This is a genomic window from Streptomyces taklimakanensis (genome assembly GCF_009709575.1).
Classification (GTDB): domain Bacteria; phylum Actinomycetota; class Actinomycetes; order Streptomycetales; family Streptomycetaceae; genus Streptomyces; species Streptomyces taklimakanensis.
The window spans coordinates 2,653,996-2,678,889 of the sequence record NZ_WIXO01000001.1 but is presented as its reverse complement, the minus strand read 5'-3'; the positions used below and the strand labels follow the sequence as shown (position 1 = coordinate 2,678,889).

26 protein-coding genes are annotated in these 24,894 nt (G+C 71.9%); 12 read left to right on the top strand and 14 right to left on the bottom strand.

All coding sequences use genetic code 11. The annotated features are described in order from the left end of the window. Positions 1-37: 37 nt before the first annotated feature. On the top strand, positions 38-718 hold the full coding sequence (locus tag F0L17_RS11660; RefSeq protein WP_420802471.1) for a phosphatase PAP2 family protein: 681 nt from the start codon (positions 38-40) through the stop codon (positions 716-718). A gap of 136 nt (positions 719-854) precedes the next feature. Here F0L17_RS11660 and F0L17_RS11655 read toward each other — a convergent pair whose 3' ends face one another. Beyond that, positions 855-1,037 carry a hypothetical protein gene (locus tag F0L17_RS11655; RefSeq protein WP_155071029.1) on the bottom strand — a complete coding sequence of 61 codons (183 nt, stop codon included), beginning with the start codon at positions 1,035-1,037 and terminating at the stop codon, positions 855-857. An 87-nt stretch (positions 1,038-1,124) separates the two neighbouring features. Here F0L17_RS11655 and F0L17_RS11650 point away from each other — a divergent pair, with 87 nt between their 5' ends. Then, entirely contained in the window at positions 1,125-2,003 is an 879-nt protein-coding gene (locus F0L17_RS11650) for an SCO4651 family lipoprotein (protein ID WP_155071028.1), read from the top strand. A 174-nt stretch (positions 2,004-2,177) separates the two neighbouring features. Then, positions 2,178-2,405, top strand: coding sequence for a hypothetical protein (locus tag F0L17_RS11645; RefSeq protein ID WP_338018040.1), 228 nt, complete (start codon positions 2,178-2,180; stop codon positions 2,403-2,405). 52 nt (positions 2,406-2,457) lie between these two features. Here the strand turns inward: F0L17_RS11645 and F0L17_RS11640 are convergent, their stop codons facing one another. Beyond that, positions 2,458-2,790, bottom strand: coding sequence for a metal-sensitive transcriptional regulator (locus F0L17_RS11640; RefSeq protein WP_155071027.1), 333 nt, complete (start codon positions 2,788-2,790; stop codon positions 2,458-2,460). A gap of 205 nt (positions 2,791-2,995) precedes the next feature. Here F0L17_RS11640 and F0L17_RS11635 point away from each other — a divergent pair, with 205 nt between their 5' ends. Next, on the top strand, positions 2,996-3,616 hold the full coding sequence (locus F0L17_RS11635) for a DUF47 family protein (protein ID WP_162466081.1): 621 nt from the start codon (positions 2,996-2,998) through the stop codon (positions 3,614-3,616). A gap of 5 nt (positions 3,617-3,621) precedes the next feature. After that, entirely contained in the window at positions 3,622-4,617 is a 996-nt protein-coding gene (locus F0L17_RS11630) for an inorganic phosphate transporter (protein ID WP_162466080.1), read from the top strand. A 141-nt stretch (positions 4,618-4,758) separates the two neighbouring features. On the opposite strand, the gene pstB is transcribed toward F0L17_RS11630, so the two are convergent. From pstB to pstS, 4 genes are all read right to left on the bottom strand, one after another. Then, complete coding sequence (gene pstB, locus F0L17_RS11625; protein ID WP_155071025.1) at positions 4,759-5,535, bottom strand: phosphate ABC transporter ATP-binding protein PstB; 777 nt, start codon at positions 5,533-5,535, stop codon at positions 4,759-4,761. A gap of 32 nt (positions 5,536-5,567) precedes the next feature. Then, entirely contained in the window at positions 5,568-6,644 is a 1,077-nt protein-coding gene (gene pstA, locus F0L17_RS11620) for a phosphate ABC transporter permease PstA (RefSeq protein ID WP_155071024.1), read from the bottom strand. Next, on the bottom strand, positions 6,644-7,645 hold the full coding sequence (pstC, locus tag F0L17_RS11615) for a phosphate ABC transporter permease subunit PstC (protein ID WP_155071023.1): 1,002 nt from the start codon (positions 7,643-7,645) through the stop codon (positions 6,644-6,646). The genes pstA and pstC overlap by 1 nt, the downstream gene beginning before the upstream one ends. A 169-nt stretch (positions 7,646-7,814) precedes the next feature. Continuing rightward, positions 7,815-8,942, bottom strand: coding sequence for a phosphate ABC transporter substrate-binding protein PstS (gene pstS, locus F0L17_RS11610; RefSeq protein WP_162466079.1), 1,128 nt, complete (start codon positions 8,940-8,942; stop codon positions 7,815-7,817). A 413-nt stretch (positions 8,943-9,355) separates the two neighbouring features. Here pstS and F0L17_RS11605 point away from each other — a divergent pair, with 413 nt between their 5' ends. Both F0L17_RS11605 and F0L17_RS11600 read left to right on the top strand, forming a co-directional pair. After that, positions 9,356-10,501, top strand: coding sequence for a C40 family peptidase (locus tag F0L17_RS11605; RefSeq protein ID WP_338018039.1), 1,146 nt, complete (start codon positions 9,356-9,358; stop codon positions 10,499-10,501). A 219-nt stretch (positions 10,502-10,720) separates the two neighbouring features. Further along, the gene (locus F0L17_RS11600; RefSeq protein WP_155073498.1) at positions 10,721-11,980 is read left to right on the top strand and encodes a PP2C family protein-serine/threonine phosphatase; all 1,260 of its coding nucleotides are present in this window, start codon (positions 10,721-10,723) and stop codon (positions 11,978-11,980) included. A gap of 66 nt (positions 11,981-12,046) precedes the next feature. Here F0L17_RS11600 and F0L17_RS11595 read toward each other — a convergent pair whose 3' ends face one another. The 4 genes from F0L17_RS11595 to F0L17_RS11580 all read right to left on the bottom strand — a co-directional run bounded on the left by F0L17_RS11595 (position 12,047) and on the right by F0L17_RS11580 (position 15,031). Next, the gene (locus F0L17_RS11595) at positions 12,047-12,388 is read right to left on the bottom strand and encodes a DUF2516 family protein (protein WP_162466078.1); all 342 of its coding nucleotides are present in this window, start codon (positions 12,386-12,388) and stop codon (positions 12,047-12,049) included. A gap of 93 nt (positions 12,389-12,481) precedes the next feature. Continuing rightward, positions 12,482-13,252 (bottom strand): hypothetical protein, encoded by a 771-nt coding sequence (locus F0L17_RS11590; protein ID WP_202917863.1) that lies wholly within the window; start codon positions 13,250-13,252, stop codon positions 12,482-12,484. Positions 13,253-13,267: 15 nt separating this feature from the next. Then, positions 13,268-13,681: a helix-turn-helix domain-containing protein gene (locus F0L17_RS11585; RefSeq protein WP_155071021.1), complete on the bottom strand. Its 414-nt coding sequence runs from the start codon at positions 13,679-13,681 to the stop codon at positions 13,268-13,270. 318 nt (positions 13,682-13,999) lie between these two features. Then, a complete protein-coding gene (locus F0L17_RS11580; protein WP_202917862.1) occupies positions 14,000-15,031 on the bottom strand; it encodes an undecaprenyl phosphate translocase family protein in 1,032 nt (343 codons plus the stop codon). A 423-nt stretch (positions 15,032-15,454) separates the two neighbouring features. On the opposite strand from F0L17_RS11580, the gene wrbA reads away from it, so the two are divergent. Continuing rightward, complete coding sequence (gene wrbA / locus F0L17_RS11575) at positions 15,455-16,066, top strand: NAD(P)H:quinone oxidoreductase (RefSeq protein ID WP_155071019.1); 612 nt, start codon at positions 15,455-15,457, stop codon at positions 16,064-16,066. A gap of 79 nt (positions 16,067-16,145) precedes the next feature. On the opposite strand, the gene F0L17_RS11570 is transcribed toward wrbA, so the two are convergent. After that, a complete protein-coding gene (locus tag F0L17_RS11570; protein ID WP_155071018.1) occupies positions 16,146-18,203 on the bottom strand; it encodes an NAD(P)/FAD-dependent oxidoreductase in 2,058 nt (685 codons plus the stop codon). 136 nt (positions 18,204-18,339) lie between these two features. Here F0L17_RS11570 and F0L17_RS11565 point away from each other — a divergent pair, with 136 nt between their 5' ends. Further along, on the top strand, positions 18,340-18,924 hold the full coding sequence (locus F0L17_RS11565; RefSeq protein WP_155071017.1) for a GNAT family N-acetyltransferase: 585 nt from the start codon (positions 18,340-18,342) through the stop codon (positions 18,922-18,924). Between the two features lie 62 nt (positions 18,925-18,986). On the opposite strand, the gene F0L17_RS11560 is transcribed toward F0L17_RS11565, so the two are convergent. Then, positions 18,987-19,421 carry a VOC family protein gene (locus F0L17_RS11560; protein WP_162466077.1) on the bottom strand — a complete coding sequence of 145 codons (435 nt, stop codon included), beginning with the start codon at positions 19,419-19,421 and terminating at the stop codon, positions 18,987-18,989. Positions 19,422-19,629: 208 nt separating this feature from the next. Continuing rightward, positions 19,630-20,631, bottom strand: coding sequence for a GlxA family transcriptional regulator (locus tag F0L17_RS11555; protein WP_155071015.1), 1,002 nt, complete (start codon positions 20,629-20,631; stop codon positions 19,630-19,632). Positions 20,632-20,701: 70 nt separating this feature from the next. On the opposite strand from F0L17_RS11555, the gene F0L17_RS11550 reads away from it, so the two are divergent. After that, positions 20,702-22,036 (top strand): MFS transporter, encoded by a 1,335-nt coding sequence (locus F0L17_RS11550; RefSeq protein ID WP_155071014.1) that lies wholly within the window; start codon positions 20,702-20,704, stop codon positions 22,034-22,036. 61 nt (positions 22,037-22,097) lie between these two features. On the opposite strand, the gene F0L17_RS11545 is transcribed toward F0L17_RS11550, so the two are convergent. Continuing rightward, a complete protein-coding gene (locus tag F0L17_RS11545) occupies positions 22,098-23,141 on the bottom strand; it encodes a sulfotransferase (RefSeq protein WP_162466076.1) in 1,044 nt (347 codons plus the stop codon). 281 nt (positions 23,142-23,422) lie between these two features. Between F0L17_RS11545 and F0L17_RS11540 the strand changes: the two genes are divergently transcribed. Continuing rightward, on the top strand, positions 23,423-24,454 hold the full coding sequence (locus F0L17_RS11540; RefSeq protein ID WP_155071013.1) for an ArsR/SmtB family transcription factor: 1,032 nt from the start codon (positions 23,423-23,425) through the stop codon (positions 24,452-24,454). Positions 24,455-24,648: 194 nt separating this feature from the next. Next, a complete protein-coding gene (locus F0L17_RS11535) occupies positions 24,649-24,870 on the top strand; it encodes a hypothetical protein (RefSeq protein WP_238419344.1) in 222 nt (73 codons plus the stop codon). Positions 24,871-24,894: the final 24 nt, after the last annotated feature.

The following is a 24,894-nucleotide window of genomic DNA, read 5'->3' as shown; positions in this document are numbered from 1 at the left end:
CTACCACGGGGGTCGGCAGCGAAGAGTGAAGGGCAGCATCGCGATGGCTGAATGGGACAACCCCGACGTCGAGCTGCTCCACGACATCAACGGCTTGGCCAAGGCCGCCCCCACCTGGGCCGACCATCTCATGGAGTACGTCGGCGAGTACGGCACCGTGGCGGCGCTGGCCCTGATGGGCGTGTGGGCCTGGTGGACGGCACGGCGCCGTCCGGACGCGGTGACGGCGGTGGCCGGGCTGGTCTGGGCGCCGCTGGCGGCCGGGGTGGCGGTGTTGGTGAACGTGCCGATCCGCGGGTTCGTGGAGAGACCCAGACCCTTCCTGACGCACAAGGAGCTGGAAGTGCTGGTGGACGGGAAGCGGGACTTCTCGTTCGTCAGCGACCACGCGACGCTGGCGATGGCGCTCGCCGTGGGGATCTTCATGGTGAACCGCCGGCTGGGGCTCGTCGGCATCCTGGTGGCGGTGTTCGCGGGCTTCTGCCGGATCTACATGGGCGTGCACTACCCCACCGACGTGATCGGCGGTCTGGCGTTGGGCACGGCCGTGACGTTGCTGCTGGCTCCCGCCGCGTTGGCGCTGCTGACGCCGCTGCTGCGCGCGGTGGCCTCTTCGCGGGCCGGTTGGCTGGTGCGGACCCCGGAGGCGGCGGAGCGGGCCGTGAGGGAACCGGAGCCGGAGCAACGGCCTTACCGGGACCGCGATCTGGCGGCCTGAGGGGCGTCACACGGCACGTTCGAGGACGGAAACGGAAGACGGACACGGACACGGCAGCGGCCGTCGGGAAGCGCCCCGGCGGCCGTTCGTCCTTCCGACGCGCGCACGGGTCGGTGCGGGTGTCCTCCCGGCGGGCCTAGGCCTCCTGGTGGGCCGCGGCGTCGCGCCGGGCCAGGGAGCGGGCCCGGCGGGCGGGGCCGCGCCACCCACAGGTGCAGGCGGCACTGCAGAACGGGCCCTTCTCCGCCATCGAGATCAGGTGTTCCTCCGGTGGCGCCGATCGTTGCGGCGGCACTCCCGCGCGGTTCTCCTGCTGCACGCCACCACGGTACCGGCCGTGACGGGGGCCGTGGGGCGTCGTTAATCGGATCGAGTTCCGAGACGTGTCCTTGGGGGTCGGCAGACGATGGTGGTGGAGCGCGGACGTACGGGCGGGAGCGCCGCGGTCGGCGCGGCCTGTGCCGCACTGGTGCTGGCGACCCTGGCCGCCGTCGCGGGGTGTTCCGGGCCGGGGGTCGTGGCGGCCGCGGACGTGAGCGAGGCGGAGGTGCGGGAGGCGGCCGAGGCGCTGGTGAGGGCCGGGACGTCCCGGGTGAGCACGACGGTGGAGACGAACAGCGGTGGCACCCGCGTCACCATCAGGGGCACCGGCGTCTTCGACTACGGGAAGCGCACGGGGCGGTTGAGGGTGGTGCTGCCGAGCGAGGCGACCGGCGAGGGCGAGCACCGGCCGATCGTGGAATTGGTCACTCCGGGGGCGCTGTACATGAGGAACCGGGGCGCGGGCGTACCCGACGGGAAGTGGGTGCGCGTGGACACGACCACCCTGCCGGACGGAAACCTCGTCACGGGCGGTGCCACCGACCCGGTCAGCGCCGCCGAGTTGCTGCGGGGCGCGCGGTCGGTGTCGTTCCTGGGGGAGGAGCGGCTCCGGGGCGAGACGGTGCGGCGTTACCGGGGCACCGTGGACCTCGCCGCGGCGGCCCGGGCCGCGGACCGGATGTGGCGGGAGCAGTTGGCCTCGGCGGCGGAGGGCTTCTCGGGCCGCGCCGTGTCCTTCGACGCGTACGTCGACGAGCGGGGGCGACTGCGGAAGGTGCGGCACCGCTTCGTCTTCCCACCGTCGGTCGGCACCCCCGGCGACGCTCCGGGGGGCTCGGACGGCGGCCGGGGCGGGGAGGTCTCGGTGGTCTCCACGACGGTGCTGTACGGCTTCGGGGTGCCGGTGGAGGTCGAACTTCCCGAGGCGGAGGACATCTACACGGGGAGGATCGCCACGCCGTAGGGGCGGCACGGCGGCGCGTTCCGGGCGTCATCGCGAGTCCGGGCCCGGGCCTGGGCCGGGGTGTGGGCCGGTGGGACGACGTCGAATGGCCCGGACGTGTCATGTACCGGGGGAATGTTCTTTCCTACCCTGGGGCCGGGACGGGTGCCGGGGGAGCCGAAGGAGGTGGTGCGTGTGTCCGGAACCGGCAGGGGAGTCGGCCGACTGGTCCAGGACCACGTGGCCCTCGACGAGATCGAGCTCTACGGGGAGTTGATGATCGCGGCGTCGACCGCGGTCGAGGAGCGGCTCAGTCCCGACCGCATCGACGAGGTGCTCAGGGTCGGGCGCGACCCGGAGCGCGTGCCCCGAGGCCGGCCGGGCGGGCGGCCGGTCCCGCGAAGGGCGAAGGGCGCGATCTGATGCCCCGCGCCCCCCGTGCGGCCGAGGGCTCCGAGGCGTCCGCGCCCGGACCCTAGGTGCGCAGCAGTCGGGCGATGGCGGCCGTGGCCTCCTCCACCTTGGCGTCCACCGCGGCCTCGTTCTCCGGGCCGCCCTCGGCTGCCGCGTGGGCCACACAGTGGCGCAGGTGTTCCTCCAGCAGTTGGAGGGCGAAGGACTGCAGCGCCTTGGTGGAGGCCGAGACCTGGGTGAGTATGTCGATGCAGTAGACGTCCTCCTCCACCATGCGCTGGAGACCGCGGATCTGTCCCTCGATCCGTCGGAGCCGTTTGAGGTGGGCGTCCTTCTCCTTGGCGTACCCGTGCGGACCGTGGGTGGTCTCTGGACGGGCGTCGGCGGTCGTCATACGGTCCTCCCGTGTTCCCCGTGGGGGCGGATACCCCCACGGGGTATATAGTACAGAATGTTCCGTTCTGGGGCGATGAGATGGGGGATCCCCGGGTAGGGAGCGTGTGGTCCGATGGGTGACACTGAAGGACGCCGGTTCACTGTGACCGGATGATGCGCCTAGCATCATCGAGACCGACAACGACGCACCTCGAGGAATCCCAGTGCGCTTTCGTCTGACCCCCAGGGAGACGAGCTTCTACGACATGTTCGCCGCCTCCGCGGACAACATCGTCACGGGCTCCAAGCTCCTGATGGAACTGCTCGGGGCGGAACCCTCGGCACGGGCCGAGATCTCGGAGCGCATGCGTGCGGCCGAGCACGCCGGTGACGACGCGACCCACGCGATCTTCCACCAGCTGAACTCCTCCTTCATCACCCCGTTCGACCGCGAGGACATCTACCGGCTCGCGTCGTCCCTCGACGACATCATGGACTTCATGGAGGAGGCCGTCGACCTGGTCGTCCTCTACCAGATCGAGGAGCTGCCCAAGGGGGTGGAGCAGCAGATCGAGGTTCTGGCGCGGGCGGCCGAACTGACGGCCGAGGCGATGCCGCACCTGCGGACGATGGACAACCTCACCGAGTACTGGATCGAGGTCAACCGCCTGGAGAACCAGGCGGACCAGATCCACCGCAAGCTGCTCGCCCACCTGTTCAACGGCAAGTACGACGCGATCGAGGTGCTCAAGCTCAAGCAGATCGTGGATGTCCTGGAGGAGGCGGCCGACGCCTTCGAGCACGTGGCGAACACGGTGGAGACCATCGCCGTCAAGGAGTCCTGAAGCACGTGGACACCTTCGCGCTCGTACTGACCGTCGGGGTCGCGCTCTTCTTCACCTACACCAACGGCTTCCACGACTCGGCGAACGCCATCGCCACCTCCGTCTCCACCCGCGCGCTCACTCCCCGCGCGGCACTGTTGATGGCCGCGGTGATGAACCTGGCCGGCGCCTTCCTCGGCAGCGGTGTCGCCAAGACCGTCAGTGAAGGGCTGATCGAGACGCCGGACGGCCAGAGCGGCATGGCGATCCTGTTCGCCGCGCTGATCGGGGCGATCACCTGGAACATGGTCACCTGGTACTTCGGCCTGCCCTCCTCGTCCTCCCACGCCCTGTTCGGCGGCATGGTGGGCGCGGCGTTGGCCGGTGGCATCGCGGTGTACTGGTCCGGGGTCTTCTCGAAGATCGTCATCCCGATGTTCGTCTCGCCGGTGGTCGGTCTGCTGCTCGGCTACCTGGTGATGGTGGCCATCATGTGGCTGTTCCGCCGGGCCAATCCGCACAAGGCCAAGCGCGGCTTCCGCATCGCGCAGACGGTCTCGGCGGCCGGCATGGCGCTCGGCCACGGTCTCCAGGACGCGCAGAAGACGATGGGCATCGTGGTGATGGCCCTGGTCATCGCCGACGTCCAGGACCACGGTCAGATCCCGATCTGGGTCAAGGTCGCCTGCGCGATGATGCTGTCGCTGGGCACGTACGCCGGTGGTTGGCGCATCATGCGGACGCTGGGCCGTCGGATCATCGAGTTGGACCCGCCGCAGGGCTTCGCCGCCGAGACGACGGCGGCGTCGGTGATGTACACCGCGTCGTTCATGTTCCAGGCGCCGATCTCCACCACTCATGTGATCACCTCCGCGATCATGGGGGTGGGCGCCACCAAGCGGGTGAGCGCGGTGCGGTGGGGCGTGGCCAAGAACATCGTGCTCGGCTGGTTCATCACCATGCCGGCGGCCGCCGTGGTGGCGGCGCTGAGCTACTGGGCGGTGAAGATGATCGCCGCGTGACGGCGGTGCGCCCGGCCGCGCGGGCGTCGGGGACGACACGAGGGGTGCCCGCCCCCCGGGAGCCGGGGGGCGGGCTTTCGTCTTGCGGTGGCACCGCCATGCAGCACCGCAGACGGTCTCGGCGGGCGGCGTCCGGCCGGATCAGCCGAAGCGGCCCGAGATGTAGTCCTCGGTGGCCTGCACCGAGGGGTTGGAGAAGATGCGCTCGGTGTCGTCGATCTCCACCAGCTTGCCCGGCTCGCCGACCGCGGCCAGGTTGAAGAACGCGGTGCGGTCCGAGACGCGGGCGGCCTGCTGCATGTTGTGGGTGACGATGACGATCGTGAAGCGCTCCTTCAGCTCGCAGATCAGGTCCTCGATGGCGAGGGTGGAGATCGGGTCGAGCGCGGAGCACGGCTCGTCCATCAGCAGCACCTGCGGCTCGACCGCGATGGCGCGGGCGATGCACAGCCGCTGCTGCTGGCCGCCGGAGAGGCCGGAACCGGGCTTGTTCAGACGGTCCTTGACCTCGTTCCAGAGGTTGGCGCCCTTCAGCGACCGCTCGACGACGTCGTCCAACTCGGACTTCTTGTAGGAGCCGTTGAGCCGCAGGCCCGCCGCCACGTTGTCGTAGATCGACATGGTGGGGAAGGGGTTGGGGCGCTGGAAGACCATGCCGATGGTGCGGCGTACGGAGACCGGGTCGACCCCGCTGCCGTACAGGTCCTCGTGGTCGAGCATCACCTTGCCCTCGACACGCCCGCCGGGGGTGACCTCGTGCATGCGGTTGAGGGTGCGCAGGAAGGTGGACTTGCCGCAGCCGGACGGGCCGATGAAGGCGGTCACGGAGCAGGGCTCGACGGACATCGAGATGTCCTCGATGGCCTTGTGGGAGCCGTAGTACGCGGTGAGGCCGCTGACGTCGATGCGCTTGGCCATGGGAATCACTTCTCTTCTGCTACGAGGCCGGGTCAGCGGCCGGTCTTCGGGGCCTTCCAGCGGGCTATGCCGCGGGCCACCAGGTTCAGGATCATCACGAAGGCGATCAGCACGAGGGCCGCGGCCCAGGCACGGTCGAAGGAGGCCTCGTTGCCGTTGGCCCACTGCTCGTAGACGTAGTACGGCAGGGAGGACTGGGCGCCTTCGAAGGGGTTGTTGTTGATGGACTGGGAGCCGAACACCAGCAGCAGGATCGGCGCGGTCTCACCGGCGATGCGGGCGACGGCGAGCATCACGCCCGTGGTGATGCCGCCGATCGCGGTGGGCAGCACGACCTTGAGGATGGTGCGCCACTTCGGCACGCCCAGGGCCAGGGACGCCTCACGCAGCTCGTTGGGGACGAGCTTGAGCATCTCCTCGGTGGAGCGCACGACGATCGGCATCATCAGGATGGCCAGTGCCATGGCGCCGGCGAAGCCGGAGTACCCGAAGTCCAGGATGATGATCCAGAAGGAGAGGACGAACAGACCGGCGACGATGGAGGGGATGCCGGTCATGACGTCGACGAAGAAGGTGACGGCCTTGGCGAGCTTGCCGCGCCCGTACTCGACGAGGTAGATCGCGGTCAGCAGTCCGATGGGCGCGGCCATCAGCGTGGCGAGGGCGACCTGCTCGACGGTGCCGACGAGGGCGTGGTAGATGCCGCCGCCGGGCTGGAGGGTGATCACACCACTCATGGAGTGGGTGAGGAAGTAGCCGTCCAACACCTTCACACCGCGGACGATCGTCTCCCAGATCAGGGAGGCGAGCGGGACCACGGCGATCAGGAAGCTGACCCAGACCAGGCTGGTGGCCAGCCGGTCCTTGGCCTGGCGCCGGCCCTCGACGGCCGTGGTGAGGACGTGGGTGGCCAGGACGTAGACGATCGCGGCGATCAGCCCCCACTGGATGCGGCTGGCCAGCCCGGCGACCAGGCCGGTGCCGACGCCGACGCCGATCGAGAGCAGGGCCAGGCCGGCCGGGGCCCAGCGCGGCAGACGGGGCTGCTTGAGGGGGCTGCCGGAGGCCGGTGCGGTGACCGGGGGCTTGTCCATGACTGTGTTGCTCATCAGGCGTTCGCCCCCGAGTACTCCTTGCGGCGGGCGATGATCAGTCGAGCCGCGCCATTGACCAGCAGGGTGATGACGAACAGGACGAGACCGGAGGCGATCAGGGCGTCCCGTCCGATGTCGCCGGCCTCCTTGAAGCCCGCGGCGATGTTCTGCGCGAAGGTGCCGCCGCCGTGATTGAGCAGGCTGGCGTTGATCAGGAAGTTCGGGGAGAGAACGGTGGCGACCGCCATCGTCTCGCCGAGCGCGCGACCCAGTCCGAGCATCGAGGCGCTGATCACGCCGGATCGACCGAACGGCAGGACGGCCATCTTGATGACCTCCCAGCGGGTGGCGCCGAGCGCGAGCGCGGCCTCCTCCTGCATCTTGGGGGACTGCTTGAAGACCTCGCGGCTGACGTTGGAGACGATCGGCAGAATCATGATCGCCAGCAGGATGCCGACGGTGAACAGCGAGCGCGGGGCGCCGCTGTCGTAGGAGAAGATCCCCGTCCAACCGAAGAACTGGTCGAGCCACTCGTACAGGCCGGTCAGGTGCGGCACCAGGAAGAGGGCGCCCCACAGGCCGTAGATGATGCTGGGGACCGCGGCGAGCAGGTCGACGACGTACCCCAGCGAGGCGGCGAGTCTGCGCGGCGCGTAGTGGGAGATGAACAGGGCGATGCCGACGGCCACGGGGACCGCGAGGACCATCGCGATGATCGAGCTGACGATCGTGCCGTAGGCCAGGACCGCGATGCCGAAGACCGGCGGGTCGGCGTTGGCGTTCCACTCGAAGGTGGTGAGGAAGTTGCCCTCGTTCTCGGCGAGGGCGACCAGGGTGCGCCAGGTGAGGAAGACCGCGATGGCGGCCATGATCACCAGCAGCGTGATGCCCGACCCCTTGGAGAGGCCGAGGAAGATCCGGTCTCCCGGTCGGTTGGCCGACCCCCCGGGCTTCTCCGCCGGTCCCCCCGGTGGTGATTTCGTCGGAGTGGCTGATGCGGTGGGTGCTATGTCCATGTTCTCTCCGGTCTGGTGAGGGGTGTCATCCCCTGGCGGCGGTGCACCGGATGGGTTTCGCGTGCGGTTGGGGACTGTGCGGGGGGTGGCGTGACGGCGTGCGGCGCTGTGCGCGGACGCGGCCGGGCGGCCGGCCCCACCGCGGGTGCGGGGGCCGGCCGCCGGTGCGTCAGGAGAGGGAGTCGATGGTGGTGCGGACCTTGGCGATGATCTCGTCGGGGATCGGGGCGTAGCCCGCGTCGGCGAGAGCGCTCTGGCCTTCCTCGCTGGCCGTGTAGGTCAGGAAGGACTTGGTCAGGCCCAGGGACTCCTTGTTGTTGCCCTTGTCGCAGACGATCTCGTAGGTGACCAGGACGATCGGGTAGGCGCCCTCGGCCTTGGTGGCGTAGTCCAGCTCCATGGCCAGGTCGTTGCCCTCGCCGACGACCTTGCCCGCGGCGATGGCCTTGGTGGCGTTCTCGACGGTGGCCTCGACGGGCTCGGGGGCGCCGGTGTCCAGCTTCACCGTCGGGATGCCGTTGCCGGTGGCGTAGGAGAGCTCGAAGTAACCGATGGCGCCGTCGTTGTTCTTGACGTTGGTGGCCACACCGGAGGAGCCGTCGGCCGACTGGCCGCCCTCGCCGGCCCAGGCCTTGGCGGGCTCGTACTTCCAGGCGTCGGGCGCGGCGGCGTGCAGGTACTCGGTGAAGTTGTCGGTGGTGCCGGACTCGTCCGAGCGGTGGAAGGCCTGGATCTTGGTGGACGGCAGATCGGCGTCCGGGTTCAGCTTCTTGATCGCCGGGTCGTCCCACTTGGTGATCTTCGAGTCGAAGATCTTGGCGATGGTCTCGGCGTCCAGGGTGAGGTCGTCCACGCCGGAGAGGTTGTAGCCGACGGCCACCGGGCCGCCGACCATCGGCAGGTTGATGCCCTGGCCGCCCTCGCAGACCTGCTTGGACTGCTCGACCTCGTCCTCCTTCAGGGCGGAGTCGGAGCCGGCGAAGCCGGTCTTGCCCTGGAGGAACTCCTGGATGCCCGCGCCGGAGCCGGTGGGCTTGTAGTTGATCTCGACGCCCTCACAGGCGGCCTGGTAGTTCTTGACCCAGATGTCCATCGCGTTCTTCTGGGCGCTGGAGCCGGAGGCGAGGAGGTTGCCCTCGCCGTCGCACGCGATGTTGCTCGCGGCCTTGGGGCTGCTCTCCCCGTTGCTGCCCCCGGTGTTGTCGTCCGAGCCGCAGGCGGTCAGGACCAGGGCGCCGGACACCACGGCGGCGCCGACGGCGATCGCTCGAAGCCGGTTGGTGGGCTGAAGCTTCACTTCGTTCAGTTCCTTCCTGGGGCCCGCCGGTGGGGTCGGCAAGCGGTGAGGTGTGACCGGGAATCTCGTTCGGCATCCGGGGCGGTCCGCGTCCGCCGGCGACCGGGCGCGCACCCCGTAAGGCCGAAATTAGGCAGGACAGGTGAAGTGCCCGACGGTCGAGAGTGAACGAGAGGTGAACCTCGGCGGACGGTGTAGTTGCGTCGATGGCCTCCGTTCCGGGTGGCGGGTTGTCCACACCCCTGTTGTGGAGGTGGTCCGACGTGGCACGATCCGCGACGGCGGTCCGTTACGCACCGGTAGGCGAGGCGGGCGATCCGTGTGGACGAAGTGTGGGAGGCAGACGCGTGGGACGGCAGGGGGGCTGCGCCGGCAGGGCCCGTGGGGCTCGCTCGCGAGGGCCGGCGAGGACCGTGTCCAGGGGGCTGGTGGTGGCCTGCGCGCTGGTGTGCGCGCAGTTCGGGCTGTCGCTCCCCGCGGGGGCCGCGCACGCGGAGCCGGGCGGGCCCGGCCCGGGGAAGGGGGGCGCGCGGGTGTCCGCCGCGCCGCCCGAGGACGGCGCCGCCGATGGGGGGACCACCGGCACCGACGGCACCGACGGCACCGACGGCAGGGCCGTGAGCACCGCGGAGCTGGACAGGCTCCATCGGAGGATCGAGAAGCTGCACGACCGTGTGGAGTCGGCCGCCGAGAAGTACAACGCGGCCGAGGAGCGCGCCCGGAAGCAGCAGCGCGAGATCGTACGGCTGGCCGGCGAGATCGTGCGGATCCGCGGTCGACTGGACGACCTGGTGGACAGGACCGGGGCGATGGCCCGGGCCCAGTACCGGGGCAGCGGGCTGCCGCCCGGGGCACGGCTGGCCCTGGAGGACGATCCGGAGGACTTCCTGCGTGATCTCGGGCTGCTCCACAAGGGGGAACAGGCCGCCAAGGGGCTGATCGGGAGGCTGGAGACGGCCCGGGAGGACCTGGACGACCACGCCGAGGAGGCCACCGAACGCTGGGCCGAGCTGAAGGCGGACCGCAAGAGGAAGGCGGACGCCAAGAAGAGCATCGAGACGGAGCTGGCGAAGGCCGAGAAGCTGGAGTCGGAGCTGGCGGCCGAGGAACTGCAGCGGCTGCGGCGGCTGGAGGAGAAGACGGCCCGGGAGCGACAGGCGAAGTGGCTTGGGACGGGTGTGCTGGAGGAGATCGACGACAAGGCCTCCGAACGCGGCAGGAAGGCCGTCGCCTATGCCATGGCCCAGCTCGGCAAGGACTACGAGTGGGGTGCCGAGGGGCCGCTCACCTACGACTGCTCGGGGCTGACGATGCGCGCCTGGGAGGCGGCGGGGCTGCGGATCCCGCGCACGTCGCAGGAGCAGTGGAGGCGGCTGCCGAGGGTGGAGGTCACCGACATGCGCCCCGGCGACCTGATCGTCTACAAGGGTGATGCCGGCCACGTCGGCCTGTACGTGGGCGACGGCGTGATGGTCCACGCGCCGCGGACGGGCCGGCAGATCACCACGGCCGGAGCGGGCTCCCTGCCGATCCTGGGGGTGGTGCGTCCCGACCTGTAGGGCGCGTGGGTGGCGGGCCGTTCCCCCGCCGAGGAGAGCGGCCATCGTCGGCCGTTTGGCATATGCCACAAGGCATTCCGTGCAGCCCCCCGGACCGCTAAGGTCACCCGGGGCGCCTTCACCCGGCGCCCGGACGTGCCCTCGGGGGGAGGGAAGAGGACTACAGGCATGCCCGTATCGATGGGCAACGAGGTGGGATCCGCGGCGCTGCCGCGGCAGATGGGCGAGCCCAGGGAGCCCGAGGCCGCGCCCACCGGCAGCCTGACGCTGCTCGTCGTCGAGGAAGACCCGGCGGGCTCGCTGGCCGTGCCCGAGATGCTCGACGCCTCGGGAGGCCGCGTACGGGTCCGCACCGCCCGCAACCTCACCGAGGCCGAGCGGCTGCTCACCGACGACGTCCACTGCATCCTGCTCGACCTCGCGCTCTCCGACGGTCCCCCGGTGCCCGCGGGCGCCCAGGCCGCCGCCCGCGGCACGGAGGAGGCGGACGTGGCGGACGAGGAGAGGGACGAGTTGGACATCCTGCGCCGGGTGCTGAGGATGGCACCCCGGCACGCCGTCCTGGCCCTCACCGCCGAGGACGACGCCGAACGCGCGGCCGAGGCCGTACGGGTCGGCGCGCAGGACTTCCTCTTCCGCGGCGAACTGGACGGCCGGGTCCTGAGCCGGGCCATCCGCTACGCCGTCGAGCGCAAGCGGGCGGACCTGGCCCAGCGGCAGCTCACCGAATCCCGGATGCGGGCCCAGGAGAACGCCCGACTGGAACGTGGACTGCTGCCCACACCGCTGCTGGACGGCTCGGAGCTGCGGTTCGCGGCCCGTTACCGGCCCGGCCGCTCCAGGGCCCTGCTCGGCGGCGACTTCTACGACACGGTGCGCACCGCCGACGGGACCGTCCACGCCATGATCGGTGACGTGTGCGGGCACGGCCCGGACGAGGCGGCGCTCGGGGTCGAGCTGCGGATCGCCTGGCGGGCGCTGACCTTCGCCGGCCTCTGCGGCGACCAGTTGTTGGGAACGCTCCAGCGGGTGCTGGAACACGAGCGCTCCAGCGACGAGATCTTCGCCACCCTCTGCACCGTCGACATCGCCCCGGACGGGCGGCGGGCCGGGCTGTGTCTGGCGGGCCACCCCGCACCGCTGGTCGCGGGCGGTGGACGGGGGCCGCGACTGCTGCCGCACGGCGACGGCGGGGGGCCGGCGCTGGGCGTGCTGCCGGGCGCCCGCTGGCCCCGCACCCAGGTGGAGCTGGGCGGTGCGTGGAGCCTGATGATGTACACCGACGGGCTGATCGAGGGCCACATCGGCCAGGGGGGCCGGCGGCTCGGCCAGGAGGGCATGCTCGGGATCGTCGGGCAGCGGATGGTCACCGGGCTGCGCGGCGAGGCACTGCTGGACGCGGTGCTGGCCGAGGTGCGGGAGCTGAACGGCGACGAGTTGACGGACGACGTGGCGGTCGTGCTGCTCGACCGGGGCTGACGGCCGCGCCCGGAGCGGTGGGGCGGGGACCGCCCCACCGGGGACGGCCCCACCGGGGCCGGTGACTCAGCGACCGCCGTTGTACGGACCGTAGGGGCCGTCGCTGCTGCTGCCGCGCCGGAAGCCGCCCCGGCCGCCCCCGCCGACCTGGATGAGCGCGGGCCGCACGTCCACCATGTACACGATGTTGGCGATCAGACCGGCGACGACCAGGAAGATCATGCCCAGGAACAGGTTCACCGCCACGGTGATGCCGAGGATGATCAGCCAGAAGCCCTTGGTCTTCTTGTCCGCGGCCCGGTAGGCGTCCTCACGGCGCAGGGCCGCGTCGACGAAGCAGAAGATGCTGAACACGAGCAGGCCCAGGAACACCCAGGACATCAGCCCGTAGAAACCCTCCAGAAGCACTCTGGCACCATCCCGTCCGTGAGCCGGTCGTCGGCTCCCAACGCTACCGGTACCGGGGCCGGACACGAAGGGTGTGCCCGACCCCGGAAAGGATCACGACTCGGTCTTCTCCGAGCCCGACCGGCCGCCCGACCGCCCGGCGGACTTCGAGGAGGACTCCCCGGTGGTGGTCTTCCTCGCGGTGGTCTTCTTCGCGGTGGTCTTCTTCGCGACCGTCTTCGGAGTCGGCTTCGCGGCGCTCTTCCCGGAGGTTTTGCCGGTGTCCGCGGTGCTCCTGCGGGCCGTGGTCCTGCCGGCCGAGCCCTGTCGGGTGCCGCCCATCTTGGGCCGCGGCTTCTCCTCCTCCTCGCCCGCCTCGACGACGACGGCCTCGCCGCGGTGGCGCGAGGCCAGCGGAGCCCGACCGGCGGCCTTCCCGGGAGCCCTGCCGGGCGTCTCATCCGTGCTGCCCTCGGCGCTCTCCCCGCGCCAGGCGCGCACCGCGCCCCGGCCGCGCTCGGCCAGCCCGCCGTACCCCGCGCGGGCCTTCACGGCGTACTCGGCGGCGAGTCCCAGACCCTGGAACGCCAGGTGCTGGGCCTGCTCGCGCAGCTTCTTCAGGTCGGTGTCGAGCCCGGACAGGGCCGAGGTCAGCCGCGACTGGGTCTGCTTGGCCTGCTGGGCGAAGCGCTCCTGCACGACCTTGGGGTCGGCGGTCTTCTCCTTGACGGCGGCGAGGCGTTCGGGCGCCACCTCACGGATCTTGTCGATCACCCCGGCGGCGAAGTACAGCGGGGTGGGATCGGCCAGGGCCTTGCGCAGGTCACCGGCCTTGTTGGTGGTCTTGGTGGCGGTACCGGCGGCACCGGCGTTCTTGTCGGTCATGAGGGTCCCTCCTGGTTACGGTTCTCGGGGCTTCGTGTCGGTGGAGGGGGCGTCCTCGACCTCCGTGGCGGAGGCGTCCTCGGTGTGTCCGTTCTCCTTGCGGAACGACGCGTAGACCTGGAGCAACACCTGCTTCTGCTGCTCGTTGATCGACGTGTCGGCCAGGATCGCGCTGCGCACCTCCAGCCCGGCCTGCTCCTTCTCGTCGAGGATTCCGGCCTGGACGTACAGCGTCTCGGCGGAGATCCGCAGCGCTTTGGCGAGCTGCTGGAGGATCTCGGCGCTGGGCTTGCGCAGCCCCCGTTCGATCTGGCTGAGGTACGGATTCGACACCCCGGCGGCGTCGGCGAGCTGCCGCAGGGACAGCCGCGCGCTGCGCCGCTGCTCCCGCAGGAACTCGCCGAGGTTGCCGACATGAAGTGAAGCCATGTCCCCACGGTGCCTCGTTCCGCTAACTTTTGCAAGCAAGTGCTTGCTGGAGTGTTGCACCGGCCGGTCTCGCGACGGAGGGCCGGCCGGACCGTGGGTCGGACGAGCGGAACGACCTCGGCGGGGCCGCGGGCGCGCTTCCCGGCCCGCCGGACGCGTCGGACGCGGAAACGCCGACGGGGCCGGAACCGTTCGAACGGTCCCGGCCCCGCCGGTCCTCTCGTCGACGAGTGCCGCGATTCGCCCGGTGTCATCCGGTGCGCCCGGTGCCGTCCGGTGTCGTCGTGGCGCGCGCCGGGTGCCCTACCGGGCGCGGTGTCAGGGCGTCGGGGCCCCGGCGCGGTGCCGACCTCCTCCGGTGTGGCCCTCGACCGCGCGGACGGCGGCCGCCTCGCGCCGCTTCTTGGCGCGGTGCTCCGCCACCGCGAACGCCGCGACCACCACGAAGCCCAACACCCCGAAGCCGATCGCCGCACCCAGGTGCTCGTCCGGGGCGAGGAGGGCACGGTCCTCGTCCTGCCAGGGCCACAGGGCCCGCAGGCAGCCCGCCACCACACCGGTCAGCACGACCAGCGTGACGCGCTGCCGGTGGTCCAGCAGCCACTGCATCAGCTTGACGAACGAGGCCAGCCCCAGGAGGGCGCCGAGCGCGAAGAGACCCAGGTAGCCGAAGTCGCGGTCGTTGACGGCGGACAACGTCGTCTCGTACAGCCCGAAGGTCAGCAGCAGGAAAGAACCCGACAGGCCGGGCAGCACCAGCGCCGACACCGCGATCGCCGCAGCGGCGACGATGATCGGCGGGGTGGCCTCCACCTCGCCGGGGGGCAGGCTGACGATCACGAAGGCGGCCACGGCACCCAGCAGGGCCAACAGGACCTCGCCCGCCCGCCAGGGGCCGGTGGCGCCGTCGGCCCTCGGGGCCCGGGCGGCCAGTGAGAACGGCACCCACAGCGACGCCAGCACCAGACCGAAGAAGAGGGCGCGGCTCTGCACCGGCTGGTCCTCGACCCAGCCCTCGACGAGGCCGGCCATCAACACCAGGGCCGCGAACATGCCGAGCAGCAGCGGGACGATGAGCCCCCACGGGACCTGGCGGAACTCCCGGGCGGCCCGGGAGAACCCCCGCCCCCGAGGGAGGTCCGCGAGCGCCAGGCGGGCGCCGGTGACCAGCCTGCTCGCCGAACCGATCGCCGTGTCGTACACACCGACCACGAGGGCCACCGTGCCTCCGCTGACGCCCGGGACGGTCTCCGCTGTGCCTATGAGCGCGCCGCGCACCACGTTGAGGCCGCGCGTCGACCAGGAAGTCGAGGACGGTGTGTCCACTCGGTGTCGTCGGGTCTCCCCCACCAGGGCTCCTTCGTGCTGGTATGTGTCGGGGCGGCCCGGAACAGGGAGGGGCGCCCCGGCAAGGATGGCGAGAAACGCATTCTCCCCGAGTCCGGCCGGCCCGTGCGACCAGGTCCTCCCTCGGGCCTCCCGCCGGGGCCCGGCCGCCGCGCGCGGGACGGCCGGGCGACGTCAACCGTGCGGTCGCCGGCGTGCCGGAGGAACGACCGCGCCGGCGCGGTGGGGCTTCCTCCGGGTGGAGTCGTTCGGAACCGGCCCTCGTGGGTACTCCGGTCAACCGTGCCCCAGACCGCGCGGCTCCCTGGCGCGCGGCACGGGCACATCGGCACTGGCACATCGGCACGGGGTGACGGCCTCGGAGCGCGACCGGGGAGACGGAGCGCGCCACCGTCACCGCCGGCGCGAACGAGGAGTCGTCATCACATGAGCAACGTCAAGCTGGCCGTCATCTACTACTCGGCGACCGGCACCGTCCACGGCATGGCCAAGCGCCTGGCCGAGGCCGGCGAGAGGGAGGGCGCGGAGGTGCGGCTGCGGCAGGTCGCCGAGCTGGCTCCCCAGGAGGCCATCGCCTCCAACGCGGCCTGGAGCCAGCACTTCGACCGCACCAAGGACGAGCCGGAAGCCACCGCCGACGACGTCGTGTGGGCCGACGCCGTGCTGTTCGGCTCCCCGACGCGCTACGGCAACGTCGCCAGCCAGCTCAAGCAGTTCCTCGACACCCTGGGGCCGCAGTGGCAGCAGGGGCTGCTCGCCGACAAGGTGTACGCCGGCTTCACCGCCACCCAGACCGACCACGGCGGTCAGGAGTCGACGCTGCTGGCCCTGTACAACACCATCCACCACTTCGGCGGCCTGGTCGTCGCCCCGGGCTACACCGATCCGCTGAAGTTCGCCGACGGCAACCCCTACGGCGTCTCCCACGTCACCGGCCCGAACAACGACGCGCCGCTGACCGACACCGAGTACACCGCCCTGGACCACATGGCGCAGCGCGTGGTGCGCATCGCGGGGCGGCTCAGGGGAGAGGGCTGACGGGCCCGGGCACACCGGGGAGGAACGGAGAGGGGAGGGCGGGTGACGGTCCGCCCTCCCCCCTCGCGTGCCCGTGACGTTACGCCCGGTGCACCTCCAGCGCCGTCCGCACCGCCGACTCCAGGGCGCCCTCGATCCACGCCGTCCTGATGGAGGTGTGGTCGCCCGCGAAGAACAACGGGCCCTCACGGGTGCCCAGGTGCGGGAAGAGTTCGGTGTGCTGACCCGGCAGCAGCACCGCCGCCTCGCCGTACGCGTACGGGTCCCGCTGCCAGCTCTGGGTGCGGCCCGCGCCGGTGTAGAAGACCTCCACCCGCTGCCCGTACACCTGCTGCACGCCGCGCAGGGCGTACGGGTAGCGGGCGTCGCCGTCGAGGGAGTCCCAGCGCCGCGCGTCGTCGGCCCAGCTGTAGGACGCCAGCAGCACCCCGCCCTCGCTGCCCTCGACACGGTGCGAGGGGTTGAACATGAACCGGTTGGGGTTGTCGCACACCGACCCCCCGCCGACCACGTCCGCCGCCTCCGGCTGGTCGCGCGAGATCCACCGGCACGCCGTGTAGTGCACGCGCTGGGCGGGGGTGATGTGGCCGGCCGGCACGGACGGGTGGGCGCCCAGCAGGCTGCCGTCGTCGGGGGCCTTGCCGGTGCGGTACTCGTCGTACAGGCCCGGGCGGACGGCCTCCAGCTCGCGCCGCCAGTCGTCCTCGTCGAACTCCCACCAGCGGCGGCTGAACTCCAGCAGCACCTTGGTGGCGCTGTCGTAGTGCAACTCGGCCAACGCCCGCCGCTTGTCGTACGACGGCGGCGGAGCGATCTGCACCTGTCGCAACCCGGAGAAGGGCACGGTGACGATCGCGCAGTCGCCGGTGAACTGTTCGCGCACCACCATGCCGTCGCGGCCCTCGGAGACGGTGTCGATCCACACCGCCGGACCGTCCGAGCCGATGTGCGGCGTGTCCTCGCGGCTGCCCCGTCCGTCCCGTCCGTCCCGCCCGCCGTTCCCCGGGCGGTACTCGATGCGGGTGGCGCGGCGGTCGAAGCGCACCGTGTCGCGGACCTCCTCCAGCAGCGCGTCGACCAGGGTGGCGGTGCCGCCCTCCAGCTCCCAGAAGGTGGTGTCGGGACTGATCAGGGACCAGCCGATGAAGCTGTGGAGGAAGGAGAGCGGCAGCCGGGAGGTGAGGTTCTCCAGGGTGCCGATCAGGTCGATCGTGCGCTCGTCGAATCCCGCGTACTCCGTCAGGAAGCGGTACATCGACCAGTCGCCGAACCGCTCGACGATCCGCGCCCAGCCCTCCAGGCGCTCCGGGAGCGGCTTGTCGACGCGCCTGCCGTCCGGTCCGACGGTGCTGTACTCGTCGCGCACCGGGTCCAGGGCTCGGCCCAGGATCGTCGCCGCCGGAACGTCCCGGTACTTCTCGGGCACCCCGAAGGAGCGGTTGACCTCCCGCGGGTCCCGGGCGTAGTCCGCGCGGCGGACGCGGACGCCGTTGACGTTGATCCACGTGCGGTACGCGGGACGGCCCTCGGCGTCGACGTCCACCAGGTGGAAGCGGCGGCGCCGCAGCTCCAGTTTGTCGATCAGTCCGATGACCAGCGGGTGGCTGCCGGGGATGCGCATGGCCCCGGCCTCCGCGTACTGCCGGGGGTCGGCGAACGGCTGGGTCGCGCCCTCGTGTCCGCCGGTGCGGAAGGTCTTGATCCGGCCGCCGGCCCGGTTGCCGTTGGCCTCGATGACGGTGACGTGGTGCCCGGCGCGCCGCAGCAGCAGCGCGGCGGTGAGCCCGGCCGGCCCCGCCCCGACGACCAGGACCCTCTTCGGGGCCCCCGTGGCACCGCCGCGGGGCAGCCCGTCGCCGTGCAGGATCCTGGCGTAGCGCGGGGCGAGTTCGTTGTTCTCGTCGTCGAGCAGGAGGATGGCGCGGGCCACCGCCAGGCACCTCTCCCGGTGGGCGGTGCCCGCGGCGGCGGGTGACGGGACGGAGGGGGCGGTCGGTGCGGAGGGAGCGGCCGCGGTGAGTCCGGCGGTGGCGACGGCGGCGACCGTACCGGCGCCCGCGGCGAACCGTCGGCGCGACAGGGCGGGGCCGGCTCCATCGGGGCGGGGGTCGGTGTGATGGTCGGTGTGGAGGGTCATGGACCCTGACTACGACCACACCGCCCCCGATGGTCGTCGGCGCACGGGGACACGCGCCGAATTCCCCCTTACGGGCACGGCTTTCGGGTGTGAAAAGTCGTTGGGTGACGGCGCGTGTGGTGGGCATTGTTACCCCATGAGTCTTACGAGCCCCGTTCCCGTCGCCCTGCGCCCCTTGGACGAGGAACTGCTGCGCGCGCTGCTGGCCACGGCCGTCGCCGAGGCCGAGCCTCGCGAGGTGATGCCGCCGGTCGAGGACGCTGCCGGGGGCGCCGGTGGGAACGGCGCGGCGGGACCGGTGGTCTGGACGGACGCGCTCCGGGAGGCGTTCTCGCGTTTCCACCGCTTCCACTCGTTGGGGCCCGGGGCGCCCCAGCGCACCTACGCCGTCGTCGTGACCGAACCGGGTGAGGACGGGCTGCCGGAGGAGACGGTCGCCGGAGCGGCCCGGCTGGCCCCGCGCCCGGAGCCGGACGCGGTCGAGGCCGGGCTGTGGCTCGGGCGCTCCCACCGGGGGCGCGGCGTGGGCACGCGGGTGTTGGCGCTGCTGCGGGAGGAGGCCCGCCGGGGTGGTGCCGCCCGCCTGTTCGCCGGCACCGGCTCGGCCAACGCCGCCGCCCGCCGCCTGCTGTCGGCGGCGGGCGCCGATCTGGAGCGGCACGCCGACGGGTCGGTCACGGCGTGGGTGGCCCTGGTCGGTCAGCGGAGCCCGACGGCCTGACGCCGCGGTGCGACCGGGCGGGGCGCGGCCCGCCCCGCCCGGTCGCCGGCGCGCGGGCGCCGTCAGGCGGGGGGCGGGGTGGAGGCGAGGAGTTGCACCGCGACGATCACGTTGCCGTACAGGTCCTCGAAGTGCAGGGAGCGGCTGTCCGCGTCCTCGCGCTCGGCCCATGTCCGTGTGCCGTGTTCGCGCAGCCGCCGCGAGACCGCGTCCAGATCGTCCGTGTAGAGGACGAGCAACGGCTGGCCGCCGGTCTGCCGCCCGACCAGTCGGCGCTCCTCCTCGCCGGTGGCGGGCATCAGCCACAGGCCGACCCCCTCCTGGCCGGGAACGCCGAGGTGGAGGTAGCGGTAGCCGCCCTCGGTGCGGTCGTACAGCACCCGGAAGCCGAGGACGTCGCGGTAGAACGCCAGGGCCGCCTCCGGGTCGGTCACGAGGACCACCAGGCGTCCGAGCGCGGTGAACGGGCCCTTACCCGGGCCGGATGGTGACGTCATGCCCGCCATGTTGCCCTCCGCCACTGACAATTCCCCGTCGGGAACGCGGGGGCGTGGTCGGCCCGCCGGGGTGCCCGCCGCCCGGGAGCGGCTCGCCGTCCGCGAAACGGCCGAGGCACCCGCCCCCTCGATGCCGCCTTCGACGCCCTCGACGCCTTCGACGCCCTCGACGCGCCTTCGATGACGTCGGCGCGCCGCGCGGCGTCGCTCAGGCCCCCACCGGCTTCGACGAGCGGGCGCGGAACGTCCCCCGGTAGGCGCTGGGGGACACCCCGAGCGCGGCGTGGAAGTGCTGGCGCAGCGAGGCGGCCGTGCCGAAGCCGACGTCCGCCGCGATCCTGTCGACGGACAGGCTGCTCTCCTCCAGCAGTTGTCGTGCCCGCTCGACGCGCTGCCGGTTGAGCCACTGGAGGGGGGACAGCCCCGTCTCCTCGCGGAAACGGCGCGTGAAGGTGCGCACGCTCGTCGACTCGCGCTCGGCCAGCTCGCGCAGGGTGAGCTGCCGGTCCAGGTGCTCCAGGGCCCAGGCGCGCGCCGCGCCGGTGGAGGAGGAGCGGGAGTCGGGGACGGGGCGCCGGATGAACTGGGCCTGGCCACCCTCCCGGTGCGGAGGGACGACGGTGCTGCGGGCGACGGCGTTGGCCACGGCCGTTCCGTGGTCGCGGCGGATCATGTGCAGGCACAGGTCGATGCCGGAGGCGACCCCGGCAGAGGTCAGGACGTCCCCCTCGTCCGTGTACAGCACGTCCGGGTCCAGGTCGACGTTCGGGTACAGCGCCCGGAACTGGTCGCACGACTTCCAGTGGGTCGTCGCCCGGCGACCGTCCAGGAGGCCCGCCGCCGCCAGTACGAAGGCGCCCGTGCAAATCGAGGCGACGCGGGTGCCGGGCCGGATGCGGGCGAAGGCGTCGGCGAGCGGAGCGTCGAGGCCGCTCTCCGTCCGGGTGTAGTCCTCCTGGGCGGCCGGGACGACCACGGTGTCGGCCTCGGCCAGGATCTCCGGCCCGTGGGCGACGTTGAGGGTGACGTCGGTGTCGGTCCGTACCTCACCCGGGACGAGTGCGCAGGTCGCGACCTCGTACAACGGCTCCCCGGCCGCTGACGCCGCCTGGCCGAACAGCCGGTGGGCGATCCCCATCTCGATGGGCAGCAGGCCGTCCCGGACGAGGACGGCGACCCGGTGCCGGTCGGGGTGGACGAAAGCGCTCATGGCCCGATTCTTTCACATGTTGACTATCGGGCCACTCGTTGTCGTGCCCCTCCCTCCGGAGGATTGCCGTATGACACGCAGCGCCGAGACTCCCCACACCTCTCGCGGCCCCCTGGTGCACCGTGCCTGGTGGGTCGCGGCCGCCGCCGCTGTGGCCATCGTCGTCGCCGGGGCCTTCTCCACCGTGCCGGGGCTGCTGGTCGACCCACTGCACCGGGACTTCGGCTGGTCGCGCGGTTCCATCGGCTTCGCGGCCTCGGTGAACATGGTGCTCTACGGGCTCACGGCCCCCTTCGCGGCGGCCCTGATGGACCGCTTCGGCATCCGTCGGGTCGTCGCCGGGGCCCTGACGCTCGTCGCCGTCGGAGCCGCGCTGACCACGGTCATGTCCGCGGCCTGGCAGCTCACGCTGTACTGGGGGCTGCTGGTCGGCCTGGGGACCGGCTCCATGGCGATGGCGTTCGCCGCCACCGTGGTGGGGCGCTGGTTCGTCGAGCGGCGCGGCCTGGCGACCGGCCTGTTGACCTCGGCGAGCGTCCTGGGCCAGATGGTCTTCCTGCCCCTGCTCGCCTGGATCGTCGAGCACCACCGGTGGAGCACGGCCACCGCGACGCTCGCACTGGGGGCCCTGGCCGTGGTCCCCCTGCTCCTGCTGGTGCTGCGCGACCACCCGGCGGACGTCGGCGTGGAGGCGTACGGCGCCCGGGAGTTCACGCCGAGGCCCGCCCCGGTACCCGGAGCGGCTCGGCGTGCCGTGAGCGTGCTGCTCGACGCGGCCAGGACCGGCCCGTTCTGGCTGATGGCGGGCGTCTTCGCGGTCTGTGGCGCCTCGACGAACGGCATCATGTGGACCCACTTCGCCCCCGCCGCCCACGACCACGGGATGCCGACCACCGTCGCCGCCTCGCTGCTCGCGGCGATCGGCGTCTTCAACGTGGTCGGGACCGTCGCCTCCGGGTGGCTCACGGACCGCTGTGACCCCCGACGGCTGCTCGCGATCTCCTTCGCGCTGCGCGGTGCCCTGCTGGTGTTCCTGCCGGTGACGATGGCCGCGACGGTGCGGCCCTCGATGATCCTGTTCGTCGTCCTCTTCGGACTGCTCGACCTGGCCACCGTCCCGCCGGTGATCGCGCTGGCCCGGAGCTTCCACGGCGAGGACGGCGCGATCGTCTTCGGCTGGGTCAACACCGCCCACCAGGTGGGCGCGGCCCTCGCGGCCGCCCTGGGCGGTGTGGCGCGGGACGTCTTCGGCACGTACGACGTGGTGTGGATCGCCGTCGGAGCGCTCTGCGCGGCGGCGGCGCTCGTCTCGTTGGTCATCAGGCGACCGGCCGGGCCGGAACGGGCGACGGGCGGTGCCGCGTCCGTGGCGGACGCCGCCCCCGAGGCGGTCGGTGCCCGTTAGGGAGGCGTCGGCCGGGCCTTTTGACCGGGGGACATCCGGCCGAGGGGCCGGTCGCGTCCGCTCACGCCCCCTTGGCGAGCGCGAGCGCCCGTTCCCCCGGCTCGCAGGCCTCCCGCAGCGCCGCCAACTCCTTCGGCGGCAGTCGCAGCGCGGCCCCGCGCCGGCCCGGGTCGAGCATCGCCCGCCCCGCCGTCGTCCACTCCGCGTCGGCGTCCACGCCGAAGAACGAGGCCAGCCGGGCCAACTCCTCCTCCGGTTCGTCCAGCAGATCCTCGTACGACAGGCTCGTTTGACGCTCCGGCGGCACCTTCGCCAGATGCTCCAGGCACTCGACCACCAGCCGCGACCACATCTCCCCGAACAGCGTCACCGGCATCACCCGGTCGGAGATCAGCCGGGGGTCGAAGGTGTCCCCCGCCAACAGTCCCGACAGGTCCGGCGGCAACGCGTGGACGTGCTCCTCCGTCAGGTCCGTTCCGAACGCCAGGCCCAGGCGCTCGTACATCTCGCCCAGCAGCGCGAGCATCCGGAAACCGGTGTGCCGGCTCATCGACAGCGCGCAGTCCGGCCCGTTCCGGTACAGGTGGACGAACCTCGCCTCGGGGAAACCCGTCCGCAGCCGGGGCACCCACCCCACCGAGAATCCCGAGCGCTCCACCACCGCACGCCGTCCGAACCGGGCGCTCAACAGGGCGAAGAACTCCCGGTACTGGTCCTCGACCGGACGGCGCGGCCAGGCGGACACCACCGGTGCCAACTCGTCCAGCAGCCCGTCGGGGTCGTCGGTGAGGTGCGGCAGCACCATCAGGCACAGCGCGGGTATGCCGGTGGTGTGGGACGAGAAACGCCCCCGGTGGTGCGGGTAGACGAACTCCGGGATGGCCGCGCCGCTGCGGATCATCCTGTCGAACGACGGGTTGGGGTCGGCCAGGAGCCGCCAGAACTCCTCACCGGCGAGCGTCCCCTCGGGCATTCCGCCGAAGCCGACCGAGGAGAGCAGCTCGTTGAGGCTCAGCACGTCCGGGTGCCGGTTCACCACCCGTGACAGCGCGGTCGAACCACTCCGTCCGGTACCCACCACGAATGTCAGCGGCCGATCGGTCACGCCCCCACCCTCCGTCCCGTCGCCGCGAGCGCGTACCTTCGACGCGGTCGCGCTCCTCGTCCCCGGCAGCGTATGGACCTTGGTCGGCACCGCGACAGGGCGACTTCCGGCCAGGGCGGTCGGCGCGTTCCCGATGGCTTCGGCCGAGGCCGAAAGGACTTCGTGAGCCGGTGCGGTTGTCGCATGATGATGTCATCTGTCATCTGTCATCTGTCATCTGTCACCGCACCGCGCCGCACGGGGACGCCGCCCGGGGAAGCCGCACCGAGGGGAGAACATCGATGGCCGGGGTGTCCGAACTGCGCTTGGGCTCGATCGACACGCTCGTGCCCCGGGTGGTCCCCCACCCGGGGGCGACGCTCCTGTCCCTGGTCGCCGACTCCCTGGGCGGCCGCGACCACGGTGTCCACCCGCGTGTGCGGCGACTGGTCCGGGCCGCGGTGCCGCAGGGGGCCGCCGATGTGCTGCGTCCCCTCTTCGCGCCGGGGTTCTCCGTCATCCCCGACTGCCTCACCCCGACGGCCACCATGTCCCGGGAGGAATCCGTCCACCACCTGGAGCAGCTCGACGCGGTGTCGACGGACATCCTGCTCGGCGAGATCGAGACCGAGTTCGGTGGTGACGTGCCGGCTCAGTGGCGGCCGGTGGTGCGCCGGCCGAAGGCGTGGAAGAACGCCTACGCACGGCTGATGCGGAGCGTGTGGAACGAGGTCGCTCCGATGTGGCGCGCGGCCGGCCGGCTGATCGGGAGGGAGACCGAACGCGTCGGTGCCGCGACGGTCGGTGGTTCCCTGGACTGTGCCCTGGCCGACCTCAGCCCCCGCTTCCGGCTGCGGGGAACGGTCCTGCGCCTGCCCGACCAGCAGGGCGAGACGTTCGAGCTGGGCGGGCGGCGCCTCATCCTGGTGCCGGTCGTCTCCGGAGGCGGTGCCTCGCTCTTCTCCTTCGACCGGTCCGACGCCGTGTGGATCGGCTACCCGGTACCCGGGCTCGGTGGCCTGTGGGGGAGCGACGCGCCGCGGGACCGATCGTCCGACGCCCTCGGCCTGTTGCTGGGCGAGACCCGCGCCGCCGTGCTGCACGCCCTGTCCGGACCGTTGTCCTCGGGGGAGATCGCCGCGCGTCTCCGCTACGCGCCCGCCACCGTCACCTACCACTGCACCCGGCTGGAGGCGGCCGGGCTGGTGGAGCGGTTGCGCTGTGGACAGCACGTACTGGTCCGTCGCACCGCTCGTGGCGAGGAACTGATGGACGTGTTGGGCGGGACGGGCCGGGCGTGGGAGGGCGTCAGCCGGGGAGCAGGTCGCCGATGAGGTCGAGCGCCGCCGGCCACCAGGGGAGTCCACCGGTGCCGAACGCGGCGGCCGGCGCGTGCCCGGGGCCCGGTGGAGGGTGACACGCGGGATCGCCGCTCCTGCGACCACCAGCGTTCCGCGCCCCGTGTCCAACCGGACGGCGCCGTGCGGGGCCGTCCGGTTGTCACAGGTCGGCCCTAGGCTGACCGAACATGAGCATGCGTCAAAGCGATCCCTTCGAACAGGACCCGGTCACCGTCGGGCTGCGTTTCGCCGAAATCGTCACCGGCACGACGATCAGCGACGAACCCCCGGCTCCCGAGTCGCCGCTGGGCCGCCTCGAAGCCTTCGCCGAGGAGCACGGCTCCGCCGCCCTCACGCCCGAACACGTCCGCGCGGCCCAGGAGGGGAGACCACTCCCACCACCCGCCTGACGCCGCCGGGTCGCTGCCCGGTCC

What these genes read in the sequence shown, in the direction of transcription:
- F0L17_RS11650 (WP_155071028.1), top strand. Translation starts at nt 1,125, where the DNA reads ATGGTGGTGGAGCGCGGACGTACGGGCGGGAGCGCCGCGGTCGGCGCG.
- F0L17_RS11640 (WP_155071027.1), bottom strand. Translation starts at nt 2,790, where the DNA reads ATGACGACCGCCGACGCCCGTCCAGAGACCACCCACGGTCCGCACGGG.
- pstB (WP_155071025.1), bottom strand. Translation starts at nt 5,535, where the DNA reads ATGGCCAAGCGCATCGACGTCAGCGGCCTCACCGCGTACTACGGCTCC.
- pstA (WP_155071024.1), bottom strand. Translation starts at nt 6,644, where the DNA reads ATGAGCAACACAGTCATGGACAAGCCCCCGGTCACCGCACCGGCCTCC.
- pstC (WP_155071023.1), bottom strand. Translation starts at nt 7,645, where the DNA reads ATGGACATAGCACCCACCGCATCAGCCACTCCGACGAAATCACCACCG.
- F0L17_RS11600 (WP_155073498.1), top strand. Translation starts at nt 10,721, where the DNA reads ATGGGCGAGCCCAGGGAGCCCGAGGCCGCGCCCACCGGCAGCCTGACG.
- F0L17_RS11590 (WP_202917863.1), bottom strand. Translation starts at nt 13,252, where the DNA reads ATGACCGACAAGAACGCCGGTGCCGCCGGTACCGCCACCAAGACCACC.
- F0L17_RS11585 (WP_155071021.1), bottom strand. Translation starts at nt 13,681, where the DNA reads ATGGCTTCACTTCATGTCGGCAACCTCGGCGAGTTCCTGCGGGAGCAG.
- wrbA (WP_155071019.1), top strand. Translation starts at nt 15,455, where the DNA reads ATGAGCAACGTCAAGCTGGCCGTCATCTACTACTCGGCGACCGGCACC.
- F0L17_RS11570 (WP_155071018.1), bottom strand. Translation starts at nt 18,203, where the DNA reads ATGACCCTCCACACCGACCATCACACCGACCCCCGCCCCGATGGAGCC.
- F0L17_RS11565 (WP_155071017.1), top strand. Translation starts at nt 18,340, where the DNA reads ATGAGTCTTACGAGCCCCGTTCCCGTCGCCCTGCGCCCCTTGGACGAG.
- F0L17_RS11560 (WP_162466077.1), bottom strand. Translation starts at nt 19,421, where the DNA reads ATGACGTCACCATCCGGCCCGGGTAAGGGCCCGTTCACCGCGCTCGGA.
- F0L17_RS11555 (WP_155071015.1), bottom strand. Translation starts at nt 20,631, where the DNA reads ATGAGCGCTTTCGTCCACCCCGACCGGCACCGGGTCGCCGTCCTCGTC.
- F0L17_RS11550 (WP_155071014.1), top strand. Translation starts at nt 20,702, where the DNA reads ATGACACGCAGCGCCGAGACTCCCCACACCTCTCGCGGCCCCCTGGTG.
- F0L17_RS11540 (WP_155071013.1), top strand. Translation starts at nt 23,423, where the DNA reads ATGGCCGGGGTGTCCGAACTGCGCTTGGGCTCGATCGACACGCTCGTG.
- F0L17_RS11535 (WP_238419344.1), top strand. Translation starts at nt 24,649, where the DNA reads ATGAGCATGCGTCAAAGCGATCCCTTCGAACAGGACCCGGTCACCGTC.